This window comes from Actinacidiphila rubida (assembly GCF_900110255.1).
GTDB classification, from domain to species: domain Bacteria; phylum Actinomycetota; class Actinomycetes; order Streptomycetales; family Streptomycetaceae; genus Actinacidiphila; species Actinacidiphila rubida.
Genome location: NZ_FODD01000064.1, coordinates 13,030 through 32,007 on the forward strand (window position 1 = coordinate 13,030; position 18,978 = coordinate 32,007).

An 18,978-nucleotide genomic window follows, 5' to 3' on the forward strand; every position below is an offset into this window, starting at 1 on the left:
CCCGCGGTGCGGGCCGGCACTGCACCGCAGGCGATAGCCTCGCTGCGGAACCTGGCCATCGGCGCACTTCGTCGGGCAGTGCGGAACAACATCACCGAAGGCCTGCACCATCACGGACGGGGCAGGGCGCAACGGTGCCCTGGAATTCAACGTGGACCGCCACCCAGAACGTCAACCCCTCAACATCCCCGGCTGGTGGTTCCGGGCATGCGGATGGATCGGATCGGGAACTGCGTGCACAAACGTCGATAAGCCCTGATCCCAAGGGCGCCTCGCGCGGCCGAGCTGGGTATCCCAAGCACAACGCGTCGGCGTTTCCCAATCGCACGGTCAGTCCCCGCCGCCAGGCGCGGTCGTCCGGGTTGACGCTGCGCATGCGACTCCCCCCGGAGTCAGGTGAGCGATCCGCAAGAAGCCGAAGGACCCTCACGGCCGAAGTTCGTCCATTCGATAGAAGGAATCCACAATGCGTAGAGCAGCACGTACCACCATCGCCGCACTCGGCATCGCCGCCGCCGGGGCGGTGGGACTGATCGCTCCCGGCAGTGCTCAGGCCGCTTCGGCGCCGGCCACGATGCAGCCGATGGGCTGCGGTGCCAGCGCTGCCGTTGTGTACAACGGCACTCAGATCGTGGCCAGCAGCAGCTGCTCCGGCGCGACGAACTACTCCGCAGCCTGGTCCACCAAGTTGGTCGCCCAGGGGTGGTCCGGCGCCGTGTATGACACCAACGGGACCGCGCACTATTTCTGCGACTTCCAGACCATCACGCTGAACGTTTACACCCGCGAGCTCTACCTCAACGCAACGAAGCCTGCGCGTTGTCAGTGAATAACTCCAGGGCGTTCGGCTGAGACCACGCCGTATCGCCAGGATTCGCGCAATAAACAAGAAGGGCCCGTCTCCCCATTCATGGAGAGACGGGCCCTTCTTGCGTTCACCGGAGGTACCACGGAGTCCCGGTCAGTGATGTTTTCTCATCGAAGATCATTTCCAGGTTCTGTTGAGGACGAGTGCGGCGCGGGCGATGTCGCCGATTCGACTGGGGCTGAGGGAGACGTGTTTGAGTGCGCGCCAGCGTTCCTTGAGCTCGGCGGCTGCGCGCTCACCCAGGGCCCGCAGGTCTCTGATCAGGGTGTTTGTGGTGCGGGTGTCGGCGTGTAGGGCTTGTTCGGACTTGCCTTTGGGGCGGCGGACCGGGACGTGTATGCCGATGCCGGCGCCGATGTAGCCCTTGTCGGCGAGTGTCGGCAGGCCGTCGGTGGCGGCCTTGTAGAGGGCTGGCAGTGCGTGGATACGGGCGGCGGTGATGTCGGGGGTGGAGCCGGGCTCGACGTCGGAGACCCACAGCGGGCTGCCGTCCGGGGACGACAGGAACTGCACGTTGCCGCCGAATGCCTTGTGTTTCTGGCTGAACCACAGGTCGTTGCCGTTGTCGCGGACGCCCGCGAGGCGGTCGGACTCGATGAGGGTGCCGTCCAGGATGACGTGCGTCATTCCGTCCCGTCGGCAGCGGTTCAGGACATCGTGCAGGTCCGGAGCCTGGTCGGCGAGGACGTCGATGCCTTCGTGCAGGTAGCGGTAGCCGGTGGCCTGGGAGACGCCCGCGTCACGGGCCAGGCAGTGCACGCAAGCCCTCTCGCGGAACCAGCGCAGGACGAGCACGGCCTGGCGGAACGGGCCCAGGGCCCGAGATCCCCGCGGGGTGCGAAGCCGCCGCCGATGGGCGGCCAGCAACCGGGAGAGGTGGTCCACGACGTGGCGCGGGACATCGAGCGTGGCAACATAGGTGACCAACGTGAAGCCTCTGGTGGTTCGGACAAGATCTTGTGGTGAGACCTGTCCTACCAGGGGCTTTACGTCTGCTCACGACCAGGATGCGTTCGTCCGATCCACCCCGGAGCGAGCGGTTCACGACGTTTCGCGAAGATCATTTCGCTGAGAACACCTCAGTGAGCCCTTTTCAACCTGCCGGTGGGGGTGCGCAGTTGGGGGTGACAACATGGCGAAGCCCCTGGTAGATGGGTTTTCGACCAAGAAATCCGTCTCCACCAGAGGCTTCGTGTGCTGCTGGGGACTGGCCGAGCAGGTCGGTCATGTCGGCCCCGATGCGATGCAGCGACTGCTCCGCTCTGCCCGTTGGGATGCCGATGCCGTGCGGGATGAGGCTCGTTCCTACGTGGTCGAGCATCTTGGAACCCCGGAGGGCGTGCTGATCGTGGACGAGACCGGGTTCCTGAAGAAGGGTGACCAATCGGCTGGTGTCCAACGGCAGTACACCGGAACAGCGGGAAGAATAGAAAACGCGCAGGTCGGGGTGTTCCTTGCCTACGCGTCCGTGCGCGGACGGGCGTTGGTCGACCGTCGTCTCTACCTTCCCGAGCAGACTTGGTGCCAGGCCTGTACCGGCCCATCCTCGCCGCCACCCGCACCCTGTCAAGCCCCGGGTTTCGTGGAGAGTGAGTTAGCTGGTTTTCTGGAGTGACGCAGGGGGTTCAGCCGCGAAGTAGGCGGCCTCGTGCTCGGCGGGGGTGACGTGGCCGAGCTCGCCGTGCAGGCGTCTCTGGTTGAACCAGTCGACGTACTCGGCGACGGCGATCTCGACGTCGTTGATGGACGTCCAGGGACCCTTGTTGCGGATCAACTCAGCCTTGAACAGGCTGTTGAACGCCTCGGCGAGGGCGTTGTCATACGAGTCGCCCCTGGAACCGACCGAGGCCACGGCTGCCTCCTGTTCGAGGCGTTCGGTGTAGCGGATGGCACGGTATTGAACGCCGCGGTCCGAGTGGTGCGTGAGACCGGCGAGGTCGGCGCCGGTGTGCCGGCGACGCCAGATCGCCATCTCCAGGGCGTCGAGGGCGAGGTCGGTGTAGAGGCTGGTGGCGACCTGCCAGCCGACGACCATGCGGGAGAACACGTCGATGACGAAGGCCGCGTAGACCCAGCCGGAGAAGGTTCTGATGTAGGTGATGTCCGCGACCCACAGCTGGTTGGGGGCAGTTGCGGTGAACTGCCGCTCGACCAGGTCGGCGGGCCGGTCGGTCTCGGGCGCCGGCCGGGTGGTGCGTGGGCTCTTGGCCCGGATCACGCCGCGCAGTCCCGCCTGGCGCATGAGGCGTTCGACCGTGCAGCGGGCCACCTCGTTCCCCTCCCGCATCAGGGCGGCGTGGACCTTGCGGGCGCCGTAGACCCCGTAGTTGTCGGTGTGGATGCGGCGTATCTCCTCGGTGAGGTACTCGTCGCGCCGGCTGCGGGCCGACGGCGGACGAGTGTGGGCGGCGTAGTAGGTGCTCGGCGCGATCGGCGCGTCTGTCTCGGCGAGGACGTCGCAGATCGGCTGGACGCCGAACAGTTCCTTGTGCTGATCGATGTAGGCGACCTTCATCGCAGTGGACGGTCCAGCTCCGCGATGCTCCTATGTCAAGCTGCCAGGCGAACTGGGAGGTCAGAGGGGGCCGTAGTCGGCTGAGCTGCGCCCTCGTCGGCCAGCAGAGCCCGAAAGACTCGGTCGGAGATGCGCCGTCGCAGCAGTCGCACCGCTTCCTTGGGCGTCTTGCCGCGGGCCAGCTGCTTTGCGAAATAGTCGGCGCCTTCACCGCCGCGGCGCACTTGCGTGACCGCGATCATGTGCAGGGCGTGGTTGATGGCCCGGTTTCCGCCCCGGTTCAGGCGCACGCGGATCTTGTTGGAGGACCAGACCGGGATCGGGGCGGTGCCGGTGAAGCGCGCGTAGGCGTCCTTGGACTTGAACCGGTTGGCGCCGGCCGTCTCGCCGATGAGGACGGCCGCGCTGAGCACGCCGCAGCCGGGGATGGCCAGCAGCGACGGCGCCAGTACCTCGACCAGCTTACGCAGCCGAGCCTCCAGCGCGTTGATCTGCTCGGTCAGCCGTCGGCACTCGACAACCAGGTCGCGGGCGATCTCCACCACGACGCCCGCATGGTCGGCGAGGGCCGCAGCGAGCGCGTCGAACACGCACAAACGGCGCAAGCCCCGAGAGGGCACAGGCAGTTCGGGATCGATCTCGTGCAGGAACCAGCGCAGCTTGTTCGCCGCTGCGGTACGGGAGCGCACGAGGCGGCGGCGGTGATCGGCCAGGAGCTTCACGTCACGGGCCGGGCCCGCGAGGCTGGCCCGGGGCAGGTCGGGTTCGCGCAGCGCCACCCGGGCCACCGCCTCGGCGTCGATCGGGTCGGACTTGCCTCGCTCGCGGGCCGAGCGGCGAGCCCCGGCCATCAGCCGGGTGTGCACCCGCACCACCTCATGACCGGCCACAAGAAGGTCGGCCTCAAAGCGGCGGGTCAGATGGCGGCAGTCCTCTATGGCCAGCAAGACCCGTCCGAACTGGGTAAACCACTTGATCGCCTGGGCGTGACCGGCCGGGGTCGCGGCGACGGTGACCTCACTGACGCGGCGTCCCAGCGGGTCGACCGCAACCAACGTGTGCGTCTTCTTGTGTCCGTCGATGCCGACAACGTGCACGAAAGCCTCCGCAGCTCGGTGGAGAGTCGATGGGCATCTCCACCGCGGGGGCACGCCTCAATCGGGCTCGCGCGGCACGCTCCTATCAGGCCACTCCGCGGTGGAGACCCGGGCCGGCGGGGCGGCACATCGCCGACAAGCCACCATCGCTGGGGCAGCAAAGAAACGAGCCAGCCCCGCCGGTGCCCATCACTCTGTCACCACCCGTAGGCCCGTGTCGCAGACTCTGTCATTGAGGCGAAGAAAGCCGAGGCGGACTTCAATATCGCGTTCGCCCGCCGCAGTTCCTTCACCTCCCGCTCCAACTCCGCGATCCGCGCGGCCTCCACGCTGGTGGTCCCGGGCACGACGCCCTCGTCGATCTCGGCGCGTTTCACCCAACCCCGCAAAGCCTCGGGATGCACGTCCAGCTGGTCGGCGATCCGCTTGATCGCACCAGCCCGGCCGGCCGGGTCCTTGCGGGCCTCGACGGCCAGACGCGTCGCGCGTTCACGCAGTTCGTCGGGGTACTTACGGGGAGCAGCCATGATCGGCATCCTTCCGGGTCTTGATGATCTCCATCAAACCCGGGGCGGTTCACTTGCGCCTCACAACCCGCTGGCCGACCGCCTGTCGCCGTCGAGGTCATGCACGGGCTCATCGGTGCTCGGTTCGAACGGCCAGCAGTCGAAGCTGACCCCCGCCGGTGGGAGGCGCGCTCTGGCGCGCACGAATCCGCAGGCGAGCGGGCAGGGGCTGCGGCCACCGATGTGTGCCCGAGCTTGCACGGCCGCCAGGCCGACTCCTTGGGAAGGACCCCAGGCTAGGGTGAGATCGGCGGCGAGGGCGCGCTGGTCAGGTCCACCGAGGCACTACTTTGTGGCGAACACCGCCTGGAAAGACGTGTTTCCGTCACCGTGGGTGGCCCATGCGCTCACCTGGCCGACGCGGAAGAGTTAACCGGTCGGAGCGACAGCACCGCCCGGGACAGCCCGCGCCTTTCCCGGCGATGCCCGTCGCATCTCACCGAACCCACCTATCCACTCAGCAGCCGCGCAGCCTGTCGGCCGGGGATGCCCGGATCGTCAGGTACCTACCCCGCAACATCGGTGGCACGGAGCGGCGATGCGAAGGGCGGACCGCCCTGTCTGTCAGCGCGTCAGCTTGATGTCACGAGTCCAAGCGTCGCTGCGCCCGTTGGGTGTGGTCTTGCATGTGTTGTCGTAGCAGCGCCAGAACCAAGTCCTGTTCCGCCTGCGCCGAAGTTCGATGGATGTGCTGCCGCACCTGCCGCACTTCGGCGGACGGGAGAAGATCTCCGCGTTGAGCTCGGTCAGCAGTTTGCGGGCGAAGTGGGCACCATGCATCGTCAGCATCAGCTCACGGGTCCAGCTCTGCGAGAGCGTGTTGAGGCTGCCGAGCATGACCGTGCGCTCGTCGATGACCACGACCTTTTGGTGCATGACATTGACCGGGACCACGGTGTGCGCCAAGGCTCTGAGATCCGCGATGAGTTGCTGGTTCTCGGGCCGTGCCTGGATCTGGTCGGTGTCGTCGCGGATGAAGACCCTCAATCGGACTCCGCGACTGACCGCGTCTTGGAGCAGGGGGAGCAGACTGCGGATCCGTCGCGCCACCCATGGTGCCCACAGCCACAAGGACGCCTTGGCCGCCCGCAACTGGTCCTCGAAGGCACTGTAGAACGCTGTCTCGTCATGAATGTCCGTGACTTCGACGTGCCGGCTCAAGACGTCTGCGAGAGCCGAGCCGAACTCGCCCAGCGCGCTGTCGTGTGTATGCGGCGGAGTGATCAAATGCTTGGCGTGCAGCCACCGCACGCCCTGCGTCCCGGTCAGAGCCTTCAGATGGGCGAGGGCCGTGCCGTCCTGCGCGGAGACGATGCGCTCTCGGCTGGCGATGACGTACAAGCGCGTCTGCGCGCGTGTGGCCGCAACGTTGAAAAGCCTCGCACCGTCCCGCGGCCACTGACGGGCTCCGGGCTGCGCGCTGGCCTGAGCCATCCACATCGGCCGGCCCCACGCGCTCTCGACGGTGTCGAAGACGACGACGGGGAACTCCCGTCCCTGAAAGCGGTGCGCTGTGCCGACCTCGGCCAGCGGGCGGCCTTCGGGCTCGACGTCCCGCAAGGCCTCCAACGTGGCGTCGGCCTGCATGCGGTAGGGCGTGACGATTCCCGTCTCCTCACCGCCCTCGCGGTGAAGTTCGACCAGCGCCCTGGATATCAGCGGCCCGGCCGCCCACCAGCCGCTGCTGGCGCCGGTCAGGTGGACAAGCGCGAGCTCGTGCAGCCCGTCGGTGTCGACCAGGACGATCTCCGGATCGCCCGGCGGCCGCGGCGCCAGGACACGCGATGACCCCTGAAGCATTCCGCCGTAGGCCAGAGCGTTGACGAACCGCATCACAGCGGGCCCGAAGCGGTGCTGCTCGACCAGGCTCACACAGGCCGGGTGCCGCTGTGCGTCCGCAGGCTCGACGATGCCGCAGTGCCGGAACACATCGGGGAGAAGCCACCTTTTGACGTCCTGCCGACCGCTGTCCTTGACTGCGGGAGGAATGACCGCTCCGAGCTGCATGAAGTCACCCAGCAGCACCACGGCACGGGAAGCTTTCGCCGCGGCGAGGATGATCTCCGGCAGGGTGGCCGCCCCGGCCTCATCGACCAGGACCACATCGTAGGGGCCTTCGAAGACCGCCTTGTTGGTCCGGAACCGGGCCAGCGTGGTGGCGACCAGCCTGGCGCCCTTGATGATCTCGCCCTGGGCATTGCGCGAGAGCCGCTCGAACTCCTGCTGAACCTGCTGGAACTGCTTCTCCAGCCCCGGGCGTCGCCTGCCGTCGGCAGCCACCCCCGGCCGCAGACGTTCGGCCGCGTCATGGAGGGCCGGCCAGCTCCTCGCCTCGGCGGCCGCCACCACCTCCGCCGCCTCACGGGCAGAGCGTGCCGCCTGCTCGCACTCCTCGGCGCCAGCCCGTGCGGCAGCTGCCCGTTGCCCAGCTCTGTCCCGGACTTCGTGCGCAGCGCCCAGATCCGCATCGAGCACGGCGATCTGCTCACGCGTGTGTGCGGCGTCCGCCAGGAGCAGCATCACCTGCTCGTCGATAGCGGCACTGTGGGTCTCGGCGGTGGCACGGGCGCACAACGCCTCTTGGCGCTCCACAGTGGATTGCTGCTCGGCCTCGTGCAACTGCTCCCGCAGCCGGTTACGGTCCTGGCGCATTCGCCACCTGGCGACGGCGCCTTTGCCCTCCGCGGCCAGCAGTTGCTCCCGCAGTTGGGAGCAGCGGTCCTCGCTGATAAGCGTCGCCGCTTCCTTGCGTTCCGCCGCCCGCAGGACATCGGCCTGCTCCCTGCGCAAGGCATCAGATTTGCCCCAGAGCCTGCGTGAGTCCTCACACTCCGCGACCTGCGAGGTGGCATCGTGCACCGCCGTCTCAGCATCGTGAAGGTCCTGCCGGGCCCGCACCAGAGCGGCCCGGGCGTCAGCGGCCTTCGCGGCCGTAGACCGGACATCGCGGCCGGGGGAGCCCAGCAGGGCCACTGCGGCCGCGTACCCCTCCGGATCGAAGCCGATGAGCTGCGCCCCCACCGCTGCCAGCTCGGCTGTGCGGGCGCGGATCGCCACGAGTTCGGCCTCGATCCCGCGGCGGCGTTCGGTGGTCTGCGCGAGCCGCTCACGGACCATCAGAGGCAGGGACACCCGCGGATCATCGGCCACTTCCCTCAGCTGAGGGGGACCCACCCGCACGATGTCTCCGCTGCCATGCCGGTTCTCCTTGACGACGCCCAGCAGCGCGTTGTCGACGGCGATATTGGTCGCCGACACCAGGAGAACGCGCCGACCCGCAGCGATCAGGTCGCTGATGGCGCGTTTGAGGACGGTCGTCTTGCCCGTCCCCGGCGGTCCCCACACGAGCTGGACGCCGGTGCCCAAACAGGCCCGGTACGCCTCGACCTGAGCAGGATGGAACCCAGGGGGCACTAGCATCGCAGATGAGTCGCCGCCGATCACCCCTGCCGCCAGGGCGCCAGCCAAGGGCGCTTCGCCCATGGCGGCGATCCCGTCTCGCAGGGCTTCGACCAGGAACGTCGCGGGCTGCTTCAGCATCCACAGGTGCGGGTCGGCCGGGTCGGCGAACTCGGCGACCTTCACCTGCAGCAGTGACCCGTTCTGGACGATCTCGGAGACGGAGAACGCGTCCTTCTCGATACTGCTCGCCTCGGGGCCGGCCAACTTCAGCGACTCCAGTTGATCGGGCCCGAGATCCCACCCGCGCAGGTCGATGGTGTAGATCCCCGGCCCGCCGGCACGTACCGCTCTTCCCAAGCGCTGCCACCGAGGCTGCTTCCCGCCGCCCCCTTCCGCGGCGATCCATTCCCCCAGCGCCGCAAGGATCTCTTCGCGCCACCCCACCCGCAGCCCCCGCTCTGTCCTGCCCCGGCCCGCACCCTACCCACCGTGACGTCTTGACCCCATGCCGCCACAGAAATCAAGCCACCACTGCCCACGGTGCCCCGTGTGCAGCTTTTTGCGGTCCCGGGGCTTCCCACCCAGATCCTTCGTGTGCTGGAGCGCCGATACGGCTGCCACCGCCGGCGCTCCTGTTGGGTCTGCCGCACGATCGGGTGACAACTTTGACCTGGCTTGTCCTGTGGGGCGGGTGGGAAGGATGTCGTTGTGCCCAAGCCTTATCAGGAGGAGTTCCGTCAGGATGTCGTGCGGGTCGCGAGGAACCGCGGTCCGGGTGTGACGGTCGAGCAGGTGGCCACCGACTTCGGGGTCCATCCGATGACGTTGTTCAAGTGGATGCGTCGCGCGGACATCGATGACGGGGCCAAGCCTGGCGCGACCAGCCAGGAGAGCGCGGAACTGCGGGAAGCGCGTCGGCGGATCAAGCTGCTGGAGCAGGAGAACGAGGTCCTTCGGCGGGCCGCGGCCTCTCTGTCGCAGGCGCATCTGCCGGGAAAAGGTTCTACCCGCTCGTGAAAGAGCTGGCCGCCGACGGGGTGCCCGTCGCGGTTGCGCGCCGGGTGCTCAAGCTCGCCAGACAGCCCTACTACCGCTGGTTGGACCAGCCGGTGACCGACGCCGTGCTGAAGGCGGCTTATCGCGCGAACGCGCTGTTCGACGCCCACCGTGAGGATGCCGAGTTCGGCTACCGCTTCCTGGCGGACGAAGCGCGCGGCGCCGGGGCCGGGATGGCGGACCGGACCGCATGGCGGATCTGCCGGGACAACCGCTGGTGGAGCGTGCTCGGCAAGAAGCGTGGAAGGATCAAGAAGGCTGGCCCGCCAGTGCACGACGACCTGGTCCGCCGTGACTTCACCGCAGCCTGTGCGAACCGGCTGTGGCTCGCCGACATCACCGAGCACGCCACCGGCGAAGGCGAGCTCTGTCTCTGCGCGATCAAGGACGTCTTCAGCAACAGGATCGTGGGCTACTCCATCGACGAGCGAATGAAGTCCCGTCTGGCCGTGGCCGCTCTGGACAACGCCGTCGTCCGCCGCGGACACGTCGCCGGGTGCATTCTGCACAGCGACGCCACCCCGACCGTGGCGTACGCGCAGGAGCTGATTGACACCTACCGGTTGCCGGTGGAACTCCGCCCGACCGAGGCCTTCGTGCGGCGGGATGCCGGGCCGTATCTGGATCCCTGGTACAAGCACCTGGCGGAGGCGTACAAGGCGACGATGGCCGACCTCGGCGTGAGTTCCGACCTGACGCCGCAGCAGTTCCTGGATGCGATGGCCGGCCACAAGGCCGGCGATCCGGGTATGGCCGCGGTGCTCTCGGCGATCAAGTCGACGGTGAAGGGCGGCATCGGCAAGCTGCGCGAGCGCCCGCAGGGCACGAACTACCGGCCCGGTGAGCGGTGGCCCGCGTTGGAGCGCCCGACGTGGCGGCCCGACATCCGCGCGGCGGTGATCTCGGCGGCCAGGGTCAACATGCACCGCAAGCTGCTCAAGACCGCGCTGGCGACGCAGGCCGGCCCCGCGCCGACCGGCTCGCTGGACGCGCTGCTGCCGATCGCACTGCTGTCAGACTGCGCGGTCTACCCGGCGGCCGGACCCTCGCCGCTGGACGTCCTGCCCTACGACGCGGCCGGGAAGCCGGCGCCGGGCACGTTCCGGCTCGGCGTCTCGCCCGGCATGGTCAAGCACGAGGGAACCCAGCCGCTGTTCTGGGCGGTGGAGCTCCTGGAGCAGCAGCACAATCCGGCCCGGCACATCAAGGGCGACGACGCGCTGGACGACGGAGAGTAGGCCGTGGGCGACATCGACGACGCACTCCGGCGCGCGGCCGCGAACACCGCCACGCGCCCCATCCCGAAGTCGGCCGGCGCGCAGATGCGGTTCCTGCTGAAGACGGAGAAGGGCTCCACCCGCGCACTGGCGGCCCGACTCGGGGTGACCCAGCGCACAGTGGAGCGCTACCTCAAGGGCACGCTGCGTCGGCCGCGCAAGGATCTCGCCGCGCGCCTGGAGCGCGAGGTCCGCCGCGACTGGCAGCCCCGCGTCCAGCAGCGGGCGAAGAAGCAGGCCGCCACCGCCACCGGGATCGTGATCGAGACCCGGGCCCGGTTCGGCTTCACCGCCGCGCCCGGCAGCACGGACGACGGCCGGATGCGGCGCATCACCCAGCACCTGCCGCCGGCCTACGCGAGCCGACTGTTCGACGCGCAGGCCGCCGGCGCCACCGAGCAGCAGCTCCAGCGCATCGCCGCCGAAGGCCTGCAGGAGATCTACTTCAAGGACCGCGGCCGGCGCGCGGCCGACCTGGAGGTGGAGTTCACCGACATCGACTACATCGAGCTGGACTTCTGAGCCCGGATCCACTGGCTTGATTCCGGAGTGATCGTTTCGGGGTTGTCTTGGCGGTCGGCGAGATGATCTTGCTGTTCGGGCAGGGAGTATTCGCTGGTCTGTCCAGCTCTTCCGCGTGTTCGGCGGTCTCGGGCCTGTGTGGGCGGGGTGGTCGGGGCTTGTCAGGCGGTGGGTGGTGGCGTGTGCACGAGGTCGAAGAGCTGGGTGAAGTTGTCGGCCCAGGGCCAGTGTTCGGGCAGGTGGAGGGTCAGGCGCCGGGCGGAGTGGGCCAGGCGGGCGGGCACGTTGATCAGATGGTCGCGGATCGTTGCAGTGGTGGCCTTGGCGTGGAAGGCGGACGCCAGGGCGCCGGCGGCGCGGGTCAGATTGTGCGCGAGAGCGGCCAGTGCGAGCCAGGCGGCGTTCGCCTGGAAGTGCCCGGAGGGGGCATGGGCGAACGGGCCGTTCTTCAAGTCCGCGATCACTTGTTCCACGACAGCATGCCGCCTGTGCTCACGTTCGGCATCGGAAAGGGAGAGCGGAGAGTCGGTGAACGCGGCGTGGTAGCGCCAGGCATCGAAGAGGGCGCCCTGTCCCTCGGGCACCGCCGCCGGGTTGAGCCGTTTGACGCGGCGCACGATCAGACGGGCGGTGACCTGCTGCTTCTTCGGCTTGGAGGTGAAGGCGGTGTAGGTGGTCTCGGCTATCTCGGCGTCCGAGATCCAGCACTGCCCCTCCTGGTCCCACACGGCCTTGGGGTACTTGATCGCCTTCCACGCGACGTCGTCGATGCCCGCGATCGCGGCCTTGACCGAGGCGTTCATCCGCACCGTGACCGAGAACCGGACGTCCAGGGCCCGGCAGGCGTTCACGATATCGGCGCCGTAGAACGCGGAGTCGGCCCGCACCACCACCAGGCCGCTCGCGCCGCACGCTCTCGCGGTGCCGATCGATTCGGCGACGAACGCGGCCGCACCTCGGGCGGAGTTGGACGGTCCCTTGCGCAGGCGAGTGGCGGCGATCACCGGAGCGGCCAGCGGGGTGGAGACGATCCCGATCAGCGCGTTCAGGCCCTTGACCTTGCTGTATCCGTAGCCGGCGCCCTGCTTGGCGTAGCCGTAGGTGCGACGGATCGTGTCGTCGATGTCCACGTAGGCCACTTGGTCGGCGCCGGGCAGCAGCGGGGTGTGCGCGGCCAGTTCGGGCAGGAACCGGCGGGCCACCGCGTGCAGTTGCTTCACGTGTCCGTGGCTGAAGGAGCGCAGGAAGGAACCCAGCGTGGACGGCGCCCGCACCCCGCTGAACAGCCGCGGCAGCCCACCGTGCCGCAGCCGGTCCATGTCATCGATGCTGTCCGCCCCGGCGACCATGCCTCCGACCAGCGACATCAGCTTCGCCGCGGGAAAGGCCCCGGTGCCGTCCGTCGAGGCCGGCAGCCGGACGTGCTCGTCGACGAGTGCGGGCAGTCCGCACCGCTCGGCCAGCCGCACCACCGGGGCCAGCCCGCCGTAGCCGACCAGATTCGGATCATCAAACCGTGCGGAGACCCTCGCTGCGGCATGGGAAGATTGCATCTCGGAAGTGCCCTCGTGGTCGTGCGTGCTGGAAGCGTGAAGAACTCCCATCATCACAGGTCGCAGGGCACTTCCTCGTTTCTCGAGAAGCTATCCACAGGCATCAAGCCGGTGGATCAGGGCTGAAACATCCGGGCGGCAATAGTTCTTCCGTTTGTGTCCCGCAGTCACTTGCTGCGGTTGGTGCGGACTGCCACTATCCCAAGCACGTTTCTCGACTGCTGCCGGCTCCAACTACAGCTGACGGGGATACGCGTGATCACGTTGGCGCGTGAGAGCGCTGAAGGGCCGACGCCTGAGGCGTCGGCCCTTCGCATACCCGCCCGGGTTACCGTTGGCCCTCGGCCGACTCTTACCTGGCGCGTTCTGGGCCCTACGTCGTCGACCAGTAGATTCGCTCGAACGAGACGTAGCGGGCCACTCACGCGGCTACACGAGTCCGTTCGAGCCGGCTCAGCCAGGCGCCAGTGGCCGGGTGCCCTGGCCCGGGCGCTGCTTGCAGGTGCCGCTGCCGCTAGCCGAGGCCGAGTTGGGCGAGCGCTGTTGACCAGTCGGTGATGATGGCCTGCTGAGCCTGGGCGAGGGTGATCTTGCCGTTGCACACGGCGGTGTGGAGCTTGGTCTCCACGGGGTCTTTGGCATTGTTCACCCCGGCGCCGGCCTTGTGGCCGGGGTCTGGCGGCTCGACCCACAGGTTACGAGGATCATTGGGGTCTCCGCCGAGCTGCAGCGAGATGTCGTGGTCGTACTCGGCATCGGAGAGGCTGCCGGTGTAGCCGTAGGACGCGGCGTTGGCCCGCTTCTCCTTGCCCGTCACCGACTCCGGCGGCCGAATCCCGCCGGTGTAGCCGCTCTTGCGGCAGATCGTTGACCCGATGTTCGCCTGCGTGACTGCCGGGGAGATCGCCCCTGGCGTGCAGGCCAGGTCCGGCAACGGCTCGCCCTTGTCGTAGCGGTAGTGGCACGAGCCGGCCGGAGGTTGTGGTGCCACCGTGTATTTCGACTGTGGGCCGGCGCCGACGGGGATTGCCCCCGCTGGGTGACTCTTCGGGGTCGTAGTGCTGGATCCAAGGGGCGCGGGGTTCCCGGACGGGGCGCCGGCGGTGCTGCCGGAAGTGGGGTTGCAGCCGGCAAGGAGCAACACGGCGAGCAGCGCGAGAGCGCCGGAGTGGCGTGGGGGCATGAGGGGTCCTCACGTGCGGGAGACGATCGCGGACATGCTGCCCCACGCACTTGAGCACCACACCCGGCGCCCCAGCGTTCGGCGTGGATCCCGTCCGACGTATGCCACCTGCACCCGGCAGAGTCCCTTCCTCGATGGCGCGACGAACCGCTCGGACGCTTCCCGGCGGGCTGCCGTCGACTACGGCGAGCAGCGGCTCTAGCGCATTGCCGCTGAGGGCCTGCAGGAAATTTCCTTCAAGGACCGCGGGCCGCCGCGCCCACGACCTGGATGTGGAGTTCACCGACCTCGGCTACATCGAGCTGGACTTCTGATGACCGCCACCGACCCTGGCCCTACCAGCGAAGATGAGCCGTAGCACGACAGTTGCCACAAAAGCAGGCTTGGGTCACCAGCGCCTTGTAGTTCACCCGGACAGTGGCGCAGTGCGCCGACGTGACGACTGTGTCGGTCTCGGGTGGTTGGATAGAGAAGGCCCAATCCAGTAGGGCAAGTTGGGACCGGTTCCCGCGCGGGGTGGGGCGAATCGAGGCAGGACCGAGGCCGACGCCGGGGCCGTGAAGGGGGCAGCGCAGATGTTGCTGGACGAGGTACTGATCGAGAACTTCCGCAACTTTACCGATCGGCAGTCGATGGAGGTCGAGCCGACTGTTACGACGCTGATCGGGAAGAACGAAGCAGGCAAGACCACGATTCTCAAGGCGTTGCACCGCCTCAACCCGGCGAACCACCCAGATGGCTTCAACCTGACGCAGGAGTACCCGCGCCGGCGCCTGGCCAGAGACCGAAGGGGGCGGGACTTGGCCGAGTTCACCCCGGTACAGGCGTGGTTTGCGCTGGAAGAAAGGGACCAGGCAGCGTTCTCCAGCGCGTTTGGTGTGCCGATGACGCAAGGAACCCGGATCGTGGCTGGCCGCAACTACAGGAACGAACTGTGGGTGGAGGTGGACGTTCCCTTCGCGGGTGTCCTTGCAGAGGCGTGCCGAGTTTCCGGCGTCGACACCGAGGATGCGGAGCGGATGTCTGATGCCACCGACAGCGATGCCGCAACGCAGGCGGCCAAGGACCTGTCGAAGACATTGCGGGACGACGGCCAGACGGCGCGTTCCCAGGCGGTCGGGAAGGTGCCGGCCGCATTGAAGCGCTATACCCTGCTGCTCTCGGGCGAACTGGACGACGACCAGGGCGATGCTCTTGTGCGGATGCTGCCGAAGTTCTTCTATTTCTCCAGCTATGAGCTACTGCCGGGGGAGTGCGACCTGAACGAGCTTTCGGACCGTGCCCAGTCGGGGAACCTTCAGGACGGCGACGAAACCATGCTCTCGCTGTTGGCCCTGGCAGGAGAGGACCCGAAGAATCTCCTGGACGAGGACTACGACAGCCGCAAGGCGGAACTCCAGGCCGCCAGTGTGGACCTCAGCGACCGAGTCTTCGAGTACTGGAAGCAGAACGACGCGCTCACCGTGGACTTCGACACCGATATGCCTGTGGTCAGCACCGACCCCAGCACCGGTCAGCCGGTGCGCCACCGCATTCTCAAGGTGCAGCTCCGCGATGACCGCCACGGCGGTGTGACCACCAACTTCGCCACCCGCTCTGCGGGCTTCCAATGGTTCTTCTCTTTCATGGCCGCTTTCAGCCGCTACCAGAACGCCCCCGAGCGCGTCGTAGTGCTGCTGGACGAACCGGGCACCAGCCTGCATGGTGAGGCACAGGGCGACTTCTTGCGCTTCATCTTCGGTGAGCTTGGTGCGCACAAGCAGGTGCTGTACACCACCCACTCCCAGCACATGATCGACCCGACTCGCTACGAGTCGATGCGGGCCGTGCACGACCAGGCCACCCGCGAGCACCCCGAGCGCGGTGTGGTGATTTCCCCGGTCAGCCTGTCCGCTGACCGGACCACCGTGCTGCCTGTCGAAGCCGCCTTGGGGTACTCAGTGGCGCAGCACCTGTTCCTGGGAGCCGGCCCCCACCTCGCCGTCGAAGGCAGCAGTGACTTCGTCTTCCTGACGCGAATGTCCGAGTACCTGATTACTAAGGGCCGGCAGGGGCTACCGGCTCGCATGTCGATCATCCCTGTCGGCGGCATCGGCAACATGCCCGCGTTCGTCGCCCTCTTGGGCCGGCGCCTAGAGGTGTTCGCCCTCATCGACGGCGCAGAAACCAGCAAGGTGACCGGCAAGGTCCGCAAGGCAGCCCAGGCGGCCGGCGTAAATCCGTCCCGGATCGTCGTCATCGGGGAACTGGACGGCCTCCCCGCCTCCGGCGACATCGAGGACTTGTTCGCCCCGAAGGACTACCTCTGGCTGTACAGCCGAGCCGTCAAGAAGCTCACCGAGAACCAGCTCGCCAACACACCGGAGCCCATTCTCAAGCGGATTAACCAGGTCAACGGCACGTTCGACCACGTCGGCCCGGCCCACCAGTTGACCAGCGACCTCGATGCCTTCTTCGCTCAGGTCGACGCCACGACCCTGGACCGGTTCGAGCAGCTCTTCAAGTGCCTGACCACCGACCCCATAAACTGACACCGGTCGACTCGGGCGTCCGTGCATCTGACCAGCCTCGCAGCGTCCACACGGAGCAGCAGTTTCAACAGGGGCCCGGCTTCCGGCACGTCGGCGTCGAGTTCGTCTGCGCGCCGGAAGACGCCCACGCCATCGGCTCAGGCAGCTCCGGAACACCGTCGAAGAGATCCTGGGCGGCTACAGCGACGACGACATCATCGGCTACGGCGTCGACTGATCGGCCAGCAGCTAGCCGGCGACGCCCGACACCCGTACGACGGTGCCCCTTCCCGGCATTCGAGGTGCCGGGAAGGCGCCGCTCATCGTAAATGCGCTGCTCGCGGGAGCACGCCGTCGATTGGCGGCTGCGGCCGCCAGCCCCTGGAAACCGGCGGCGTCCCAGACCCGGGCCGGGCAGAATCGGGTGATCACTGCACCCAACTGGGGGACCTGTGCACGAACTGCGCTTCGAGGACAACACCCGCTTCACGGTCGAGCCGGACGAGCAGGTCGCACTCCTGCGCTCCATCGGCGGTCACGAGCTGCGCTTCCAGGCGGCCATCGCCGTCTCGCCGTTCACCGAGGCGGGGCAGATCCTCGCTCTGGAGGCCGACCTGATCGGGTACGCCCCCACCCCGATCAACGAAGCGCGCCTCGGCCGCTGGACAGGGAACCTCGCCTACACGCCGACGGTCACCATCCACCGACAGCACATGCACTTCCCCCTGACGAACCTGCAGCTGCACGCGATCGAGGCCGGCCGCTCCGGCGGCGACGTCAGCTTCCAGGTCATGATGAGGGCGACCCTCCCCCAGGCGACGGGCTTCCCCGGCACCGCCGACGTCACCGCCTACATCACCGTCCCACGCAGCCGCTGGGAAGAGCAGGTCGATCAAGTCGCCCTGTCCTCCGCGTTCGAGATGTCCGTGCCGTACCCGCTCCACGACTCCCGGCGCGCCATCCCTGGTGCGCGGCTGCGCGCGGCCCAGCGGCTGATCACCCGCAACGAGTACCGCGCCGCGATTTTGGAAGTGCGGATGGCGCTGGACTGGATCAAGGAGAACGTCCCGTGGGACCGGCCCGGGAAGAAGAACCCGCGCGACCACAACCAGTCGGAGCGCTGGTGGCGGATCTTGGAGTCGCTCTACAGCCAGGCGTCCGGCGCCATGCACCTCGACGAAGTGACCGAGAACTTCGAGTACAGCCGGGCGGAGGCCGAAACCCTGCTGGCGCTCGCAGGGTCGCTGCTGCGAAACGTGCCGGAGGAACTGCCCGCGCCGGCCGACGAGGAGGACGAGGACCTCGTTGACGCCGCGCCGTAGCCGCGGGCGGAGTCCTACTGCCGGCCCCGCATCGTCCGGCGCGTCGTGCGCCGCCGCGCGAAGGGCATGACCGCCGACGCGGTCGAGGCCGCGCTGGATACCGCGCGGCTCTTCGCTCGGCAGGACTCCCGTCACGAGGACCTGGCCGACGACCCGCGCGGAGCTCGCGGAGTGGGAACGCCTCGACCAGTTGCTCGCCGCAGCGGGGCCGGGCGCGGTCTACGACCCGGACACCGACGACGTCGCGCGGGCGGAGCTGGCAGCCGACGCCGCGGCCGCGGCCGCACGGGAAGCCGACCTGCGCGAAGCCGCGCGGATCGAGGCCCGCGCGGATGAGCTCCAGGCGCTGCGCGAGCTCGGCACCTTGGCGCAGGCCGAACCGCGTGCGGGTGACGAGCGGTGTGGGACCTGCTCACCCGCCGCGCCGGCGGCTACGTCCAGGCCGACGTCGACGCCTGGTTCGCGCATGCCCTGGCCATCGGCCGCCGCGGCCACTACGCCGACCCGGCCGCCTGCCAGGCCGCCGCCGACCTCCTGCCGCGCCCGATCCCCACCCACGCCGCGCTGCTGGCCGCCCTCGCCCACCTTCAGCCCGGCAGCGACGTCGACGTCGACCAGCTGGCGTTCGCCGGCCGCCTTGCGAACGCCGGCCCTGAAGCCGCCGCCGACCTGGTCGCGTTCCTCACCAGCCGCAGGAGCGGGTGTCACGCTGACGGAGGGTGAGCGTTACACCGATGGGGCCGATCCGGGGCCGTTTCCAGGGGAGCGTGACACTGTTACGCCCTCCCGGTCCTCACCGAACGTGAACACCATATTCCTGTCTCAGCGAAGTTTGACCGCACGACATCGGATATGGAGACGCTGCTCGTGCCGGGTCTGGCGCGGTTCGCCCGGCCCGCAGGGCTCCGTCCGCGCAGCGGCAGTCTGCAGCTCACCATCGCGCGCAGTTCAGTTGTGGGTACACCGTCCTTCCGTCAGCGAAATCTGCGACTCTCAGCAGGGTTGCAGGTAGTGTGTCGGCGACGGCTGAAAAGTGGACCAGTGGCGGCGCTTGAAAGTTGACCCCCTTCAAGGGTCTGGCTCGTTGAGTCAGGCCGGGAGGATGGG

At 68.1% G+C, this 18,978-nt stretch carries 14 protein-coding genes and 1 pseudogene; 8 read left to right on the forward strand and 7 right to left on the reverse strand.

Annotated elements, in window-relative coordinates; translation table 11 throughout:
* Window positions 1–466 precede the first annotated feature (466 nt).
* A complete protein-coding gene (locus tag BMW99_RS36330; RefSeq protein WP_069461719.1) occupies window positions 467–829 on the forward strand; it encodes a hypothetical protein in 363 nt (120 codons plus the stop codon).
* A 156-nt stretch (window positions 830–985) separates the two neighbouring features.
* Here the strand turns inward: BMW99_RS36330 and BMW99_RS36335 are convergent, their stop codons facing one another.
* Complete coding sequence (locus tag BMW99_RS36335) at window positions 986–1,795, reverse strand: transposase family protein (RefSeq protein WP_069461718.1); 810 nt, start codon at window positions 1,793–1,795, stop codon at window positions 986–988.
* Window positions 1,796–2,069: 274 nt separating this feature from the next.
* On the opposite strand from BMW99_RS36335, the pseudogene BMW99_RS36340 reads away from it, so the two are divergent.
* Window positions 2,070–2,390: pseudogene (locus BMW99_RS36340) on the forward strand (transposase); the annotation flags it as partial.
* A 72-nt stretch (window positions 2,391–2,462) separates the two neighbouring features.
* Here BMW99_RS36340 and BMW99_RS36345 read toward each other — a convergent pair.
* From BMW99_RS36345 to BMW99_RS36360, 4 genes are all read right to left on the reverse strand, one after another.
* A complete protein-coding gene (locus BMW99_RS36345; protein ID WP_069461717.1) occupies window positions 2,463–3,383 on the reverse strand; it encodes an IS3 family transposase in 921 nt (306 codons plus the stop codon).
* Between the two features lie 35 nt (window positions 3,384–3,418).
* Window positions 3,419–4,480 (reverse strand): IS110 family RNA-guided transposase, encoded by a 1,062-nt coding sequence (locus tag BMW99_RS36350; RefSeq protein ID WP_069461716.1) that lies wholly within the window; start codon window positions 4,478–4,480, stop codon window positions 3,419–3,421.
* A gap of 197 nt (window positions 4,481–4,677) precedes the next feature.
* Window positions 4,678–5,007: a transposase gene (locus tag BMW99_RS36355; protein ID WP_069461742.1), complete on the reverse strand. Its 330-nt coding sequence runs from the start codon at window positions 5,005–5,007 to the stop codon at window positions 4,678–4,680.
* A 603-nt stretch (window positions 5,008–5,610) separates the two neighbouring features.
* Complete coding sequence (locus tag BMW99_RS36360; RefSeq protein ID WP_075018284.1) at window positions 5,611–8,892, reverse strand: AAA domain-containing protein; 3,282 nt, start codon at window positions 8,890–8,892, stop codon at window positions 5,611–5,613.
* Window positions 8,893–9,156: 264 nt separating this feature from the next.
* On the opposite strand from BMW99_RS36360, the gene BMW99_RS41830 reads away from it, so the two are divergent.
* From BMW99_RS41830 to tpg, 3 genes are all read left to right on the forward strand, one after another.
* Entirely contained in the window at window positions 9,157–9,465 is a 309-nt protein-coding gene (locus tag BMW99_RS41830; protein ID WP_069462339.1) for an IS3 family transposase, read from the forward strand.
* 212 nt (window positions 9,466–9,677) lie between these two features.
* Complete coding sequence (locus BMW99_RS42490; RefSeq protein ID WP_079138226.1) at window positions 9,678–10,742, forward strand: DDE-type integrase/transposase/recombinase; 1,065 nt, start codon at window positions 9,678–9,680, stop codon at window positions 10,740–10,742.
* A gap of 3 nt (window positions 10,743–10,745) precedes the next feature.
* On the forward strand, window positions 10,746–11,303 hold the full coding sequence (gene tpg / locus BMW99_RS36375; protein ID WP_069462340.1) for a telomere-protecting terminal protein Tpg: 558 nt from the start codon (window positions 10,746–10,748) through the stop codon (window positions 11,301–11,303).
* A 161-nt stretch (window positions 11,304–11,464) separates the two neighbouring features.
* Here the strand turns inward: tpg and BMW99_RS36380 are convergent, their stop codons facing one another.
* Together BMW99_RS36380 and BMW99_RS36385 are read right to left on the reverse strand one after the other, a co-directional pair.
* Complete coding sequence (locus tag BMW99_RS36380; RefSeq protein WP_069462345.1) at window positions 11,465–12,856, reverse strand: IS1380 family transposase; 1,392 nt, start codon at window positions 12,854–12,856, stop codon at window positions 11,465–11,467.
* A gap of 514 nt (window positions 12,857–13,370) precedes the next feature.
* Window positions 13,371–14,039, reverse strand: a complete 669-nt coding sequence (locus BMW99_RS36385) for a hypothetical protein (protein WP_069462341.1) — start codon at window positions 14,037–14,039, stop codon at window positions 13,371–13,373.
* Window positions 14,040–14,614: 575 nt separating this feature from the next.
* On the opposite strand from BMW99_RS36385, the gene BMW99_RS36390 reads away from it, so the two are divergent.
* From BMW99_RS36390 to BMW99_RS42495, 3 genes are all read left to right on the forward strand, one after another.
* Entirely contained in the window at window positions 14,615–16,570 is a 1,956-nt protein-coding gene (locus BMW99_RS36390; RefSeq protein WP_075018287.1) for an AAA family ATPase, read from the forward strand.
* Between the two features lie 431 nt (window positions 16,571–17,001).
* Window positions 17,002–17,871: a hypothetical protein gene (locus BMW99_RS36395; RefSeq protein ID WP_069462344.1), complete on the forward strand. Its 870-nt coding sequence runs from the start codon at window positions 17,002–17,004 to the stop codon at window positions 17,869–17,871.
* Window positions 17,872–18,270: 399 nt separating this feature from the next.
* The gene (locus tag BMW99_RS42495) at window positions 18,271–18,594 is read left to right on the forward strand and encodes a hypothetical protein (protein ID WP_245791775.1); all 324 of its coding nucleotides are present in this window, start codon (window positions 18,271–18,273) and stop codon (window positions 18,592–18,594) included.
* Window positions 18,595–18,978: the final 384 nt, after the last annotated feature.

Bases quoted from the DNA above. Each gene is read 5' to 3' on its own strand.
- BMW99_RS42490 (WP_079138226.1), top strand. From the start codon at position 9,678: ATGGCGGACCGGACCGCATGGCGGATCTGCCGGGACAACCGCTGGTGG.
- BMW99_RS36385 (WP_069462341.1), bottom strand. From the start codon at position 14,039: ATGCCCCCACGCCACTCCGGCGCTCTCGCGCTGCTCGCCGTGTTGCTC.
- BMW99_RS36380 (WP_069462345.1), bottom strand. From the start codon at position 12,856: ATGCAATCTTCCCATGCCGCAGCGAGGGTCTCCGCACGGTTTGATGAT.
- BMW99_RS36345 (WP_069461717.1), bottom strand. From the start codon at position 3,383: ATGAAGGTCGCCTACATCGATCAGCACAAGGAACTGTTCGGCGTCCAG.
- BMW99_RS36390 (WP_075018287.1), top strand. From the start codon at position 14,615: ATGTTGCTGGACGAGGTACTGATCGAGAACTTCCGCAACTTTACCGAT.
- BMW99_RS36330 (WP_069461719.1), top strand. From the start codon at position 467: ATGCGTAGAGCAGCACGTACCACCATCGCCGCACTCGGCATCGCCGCC.
- BMW99_RS36355 (WP_069461742.1), bottom strand. From the start codon at position 5,007: ATGGCTGCTCCCCGTAAGTACCCCGACGAACTGCGTGAACGCGCGACG.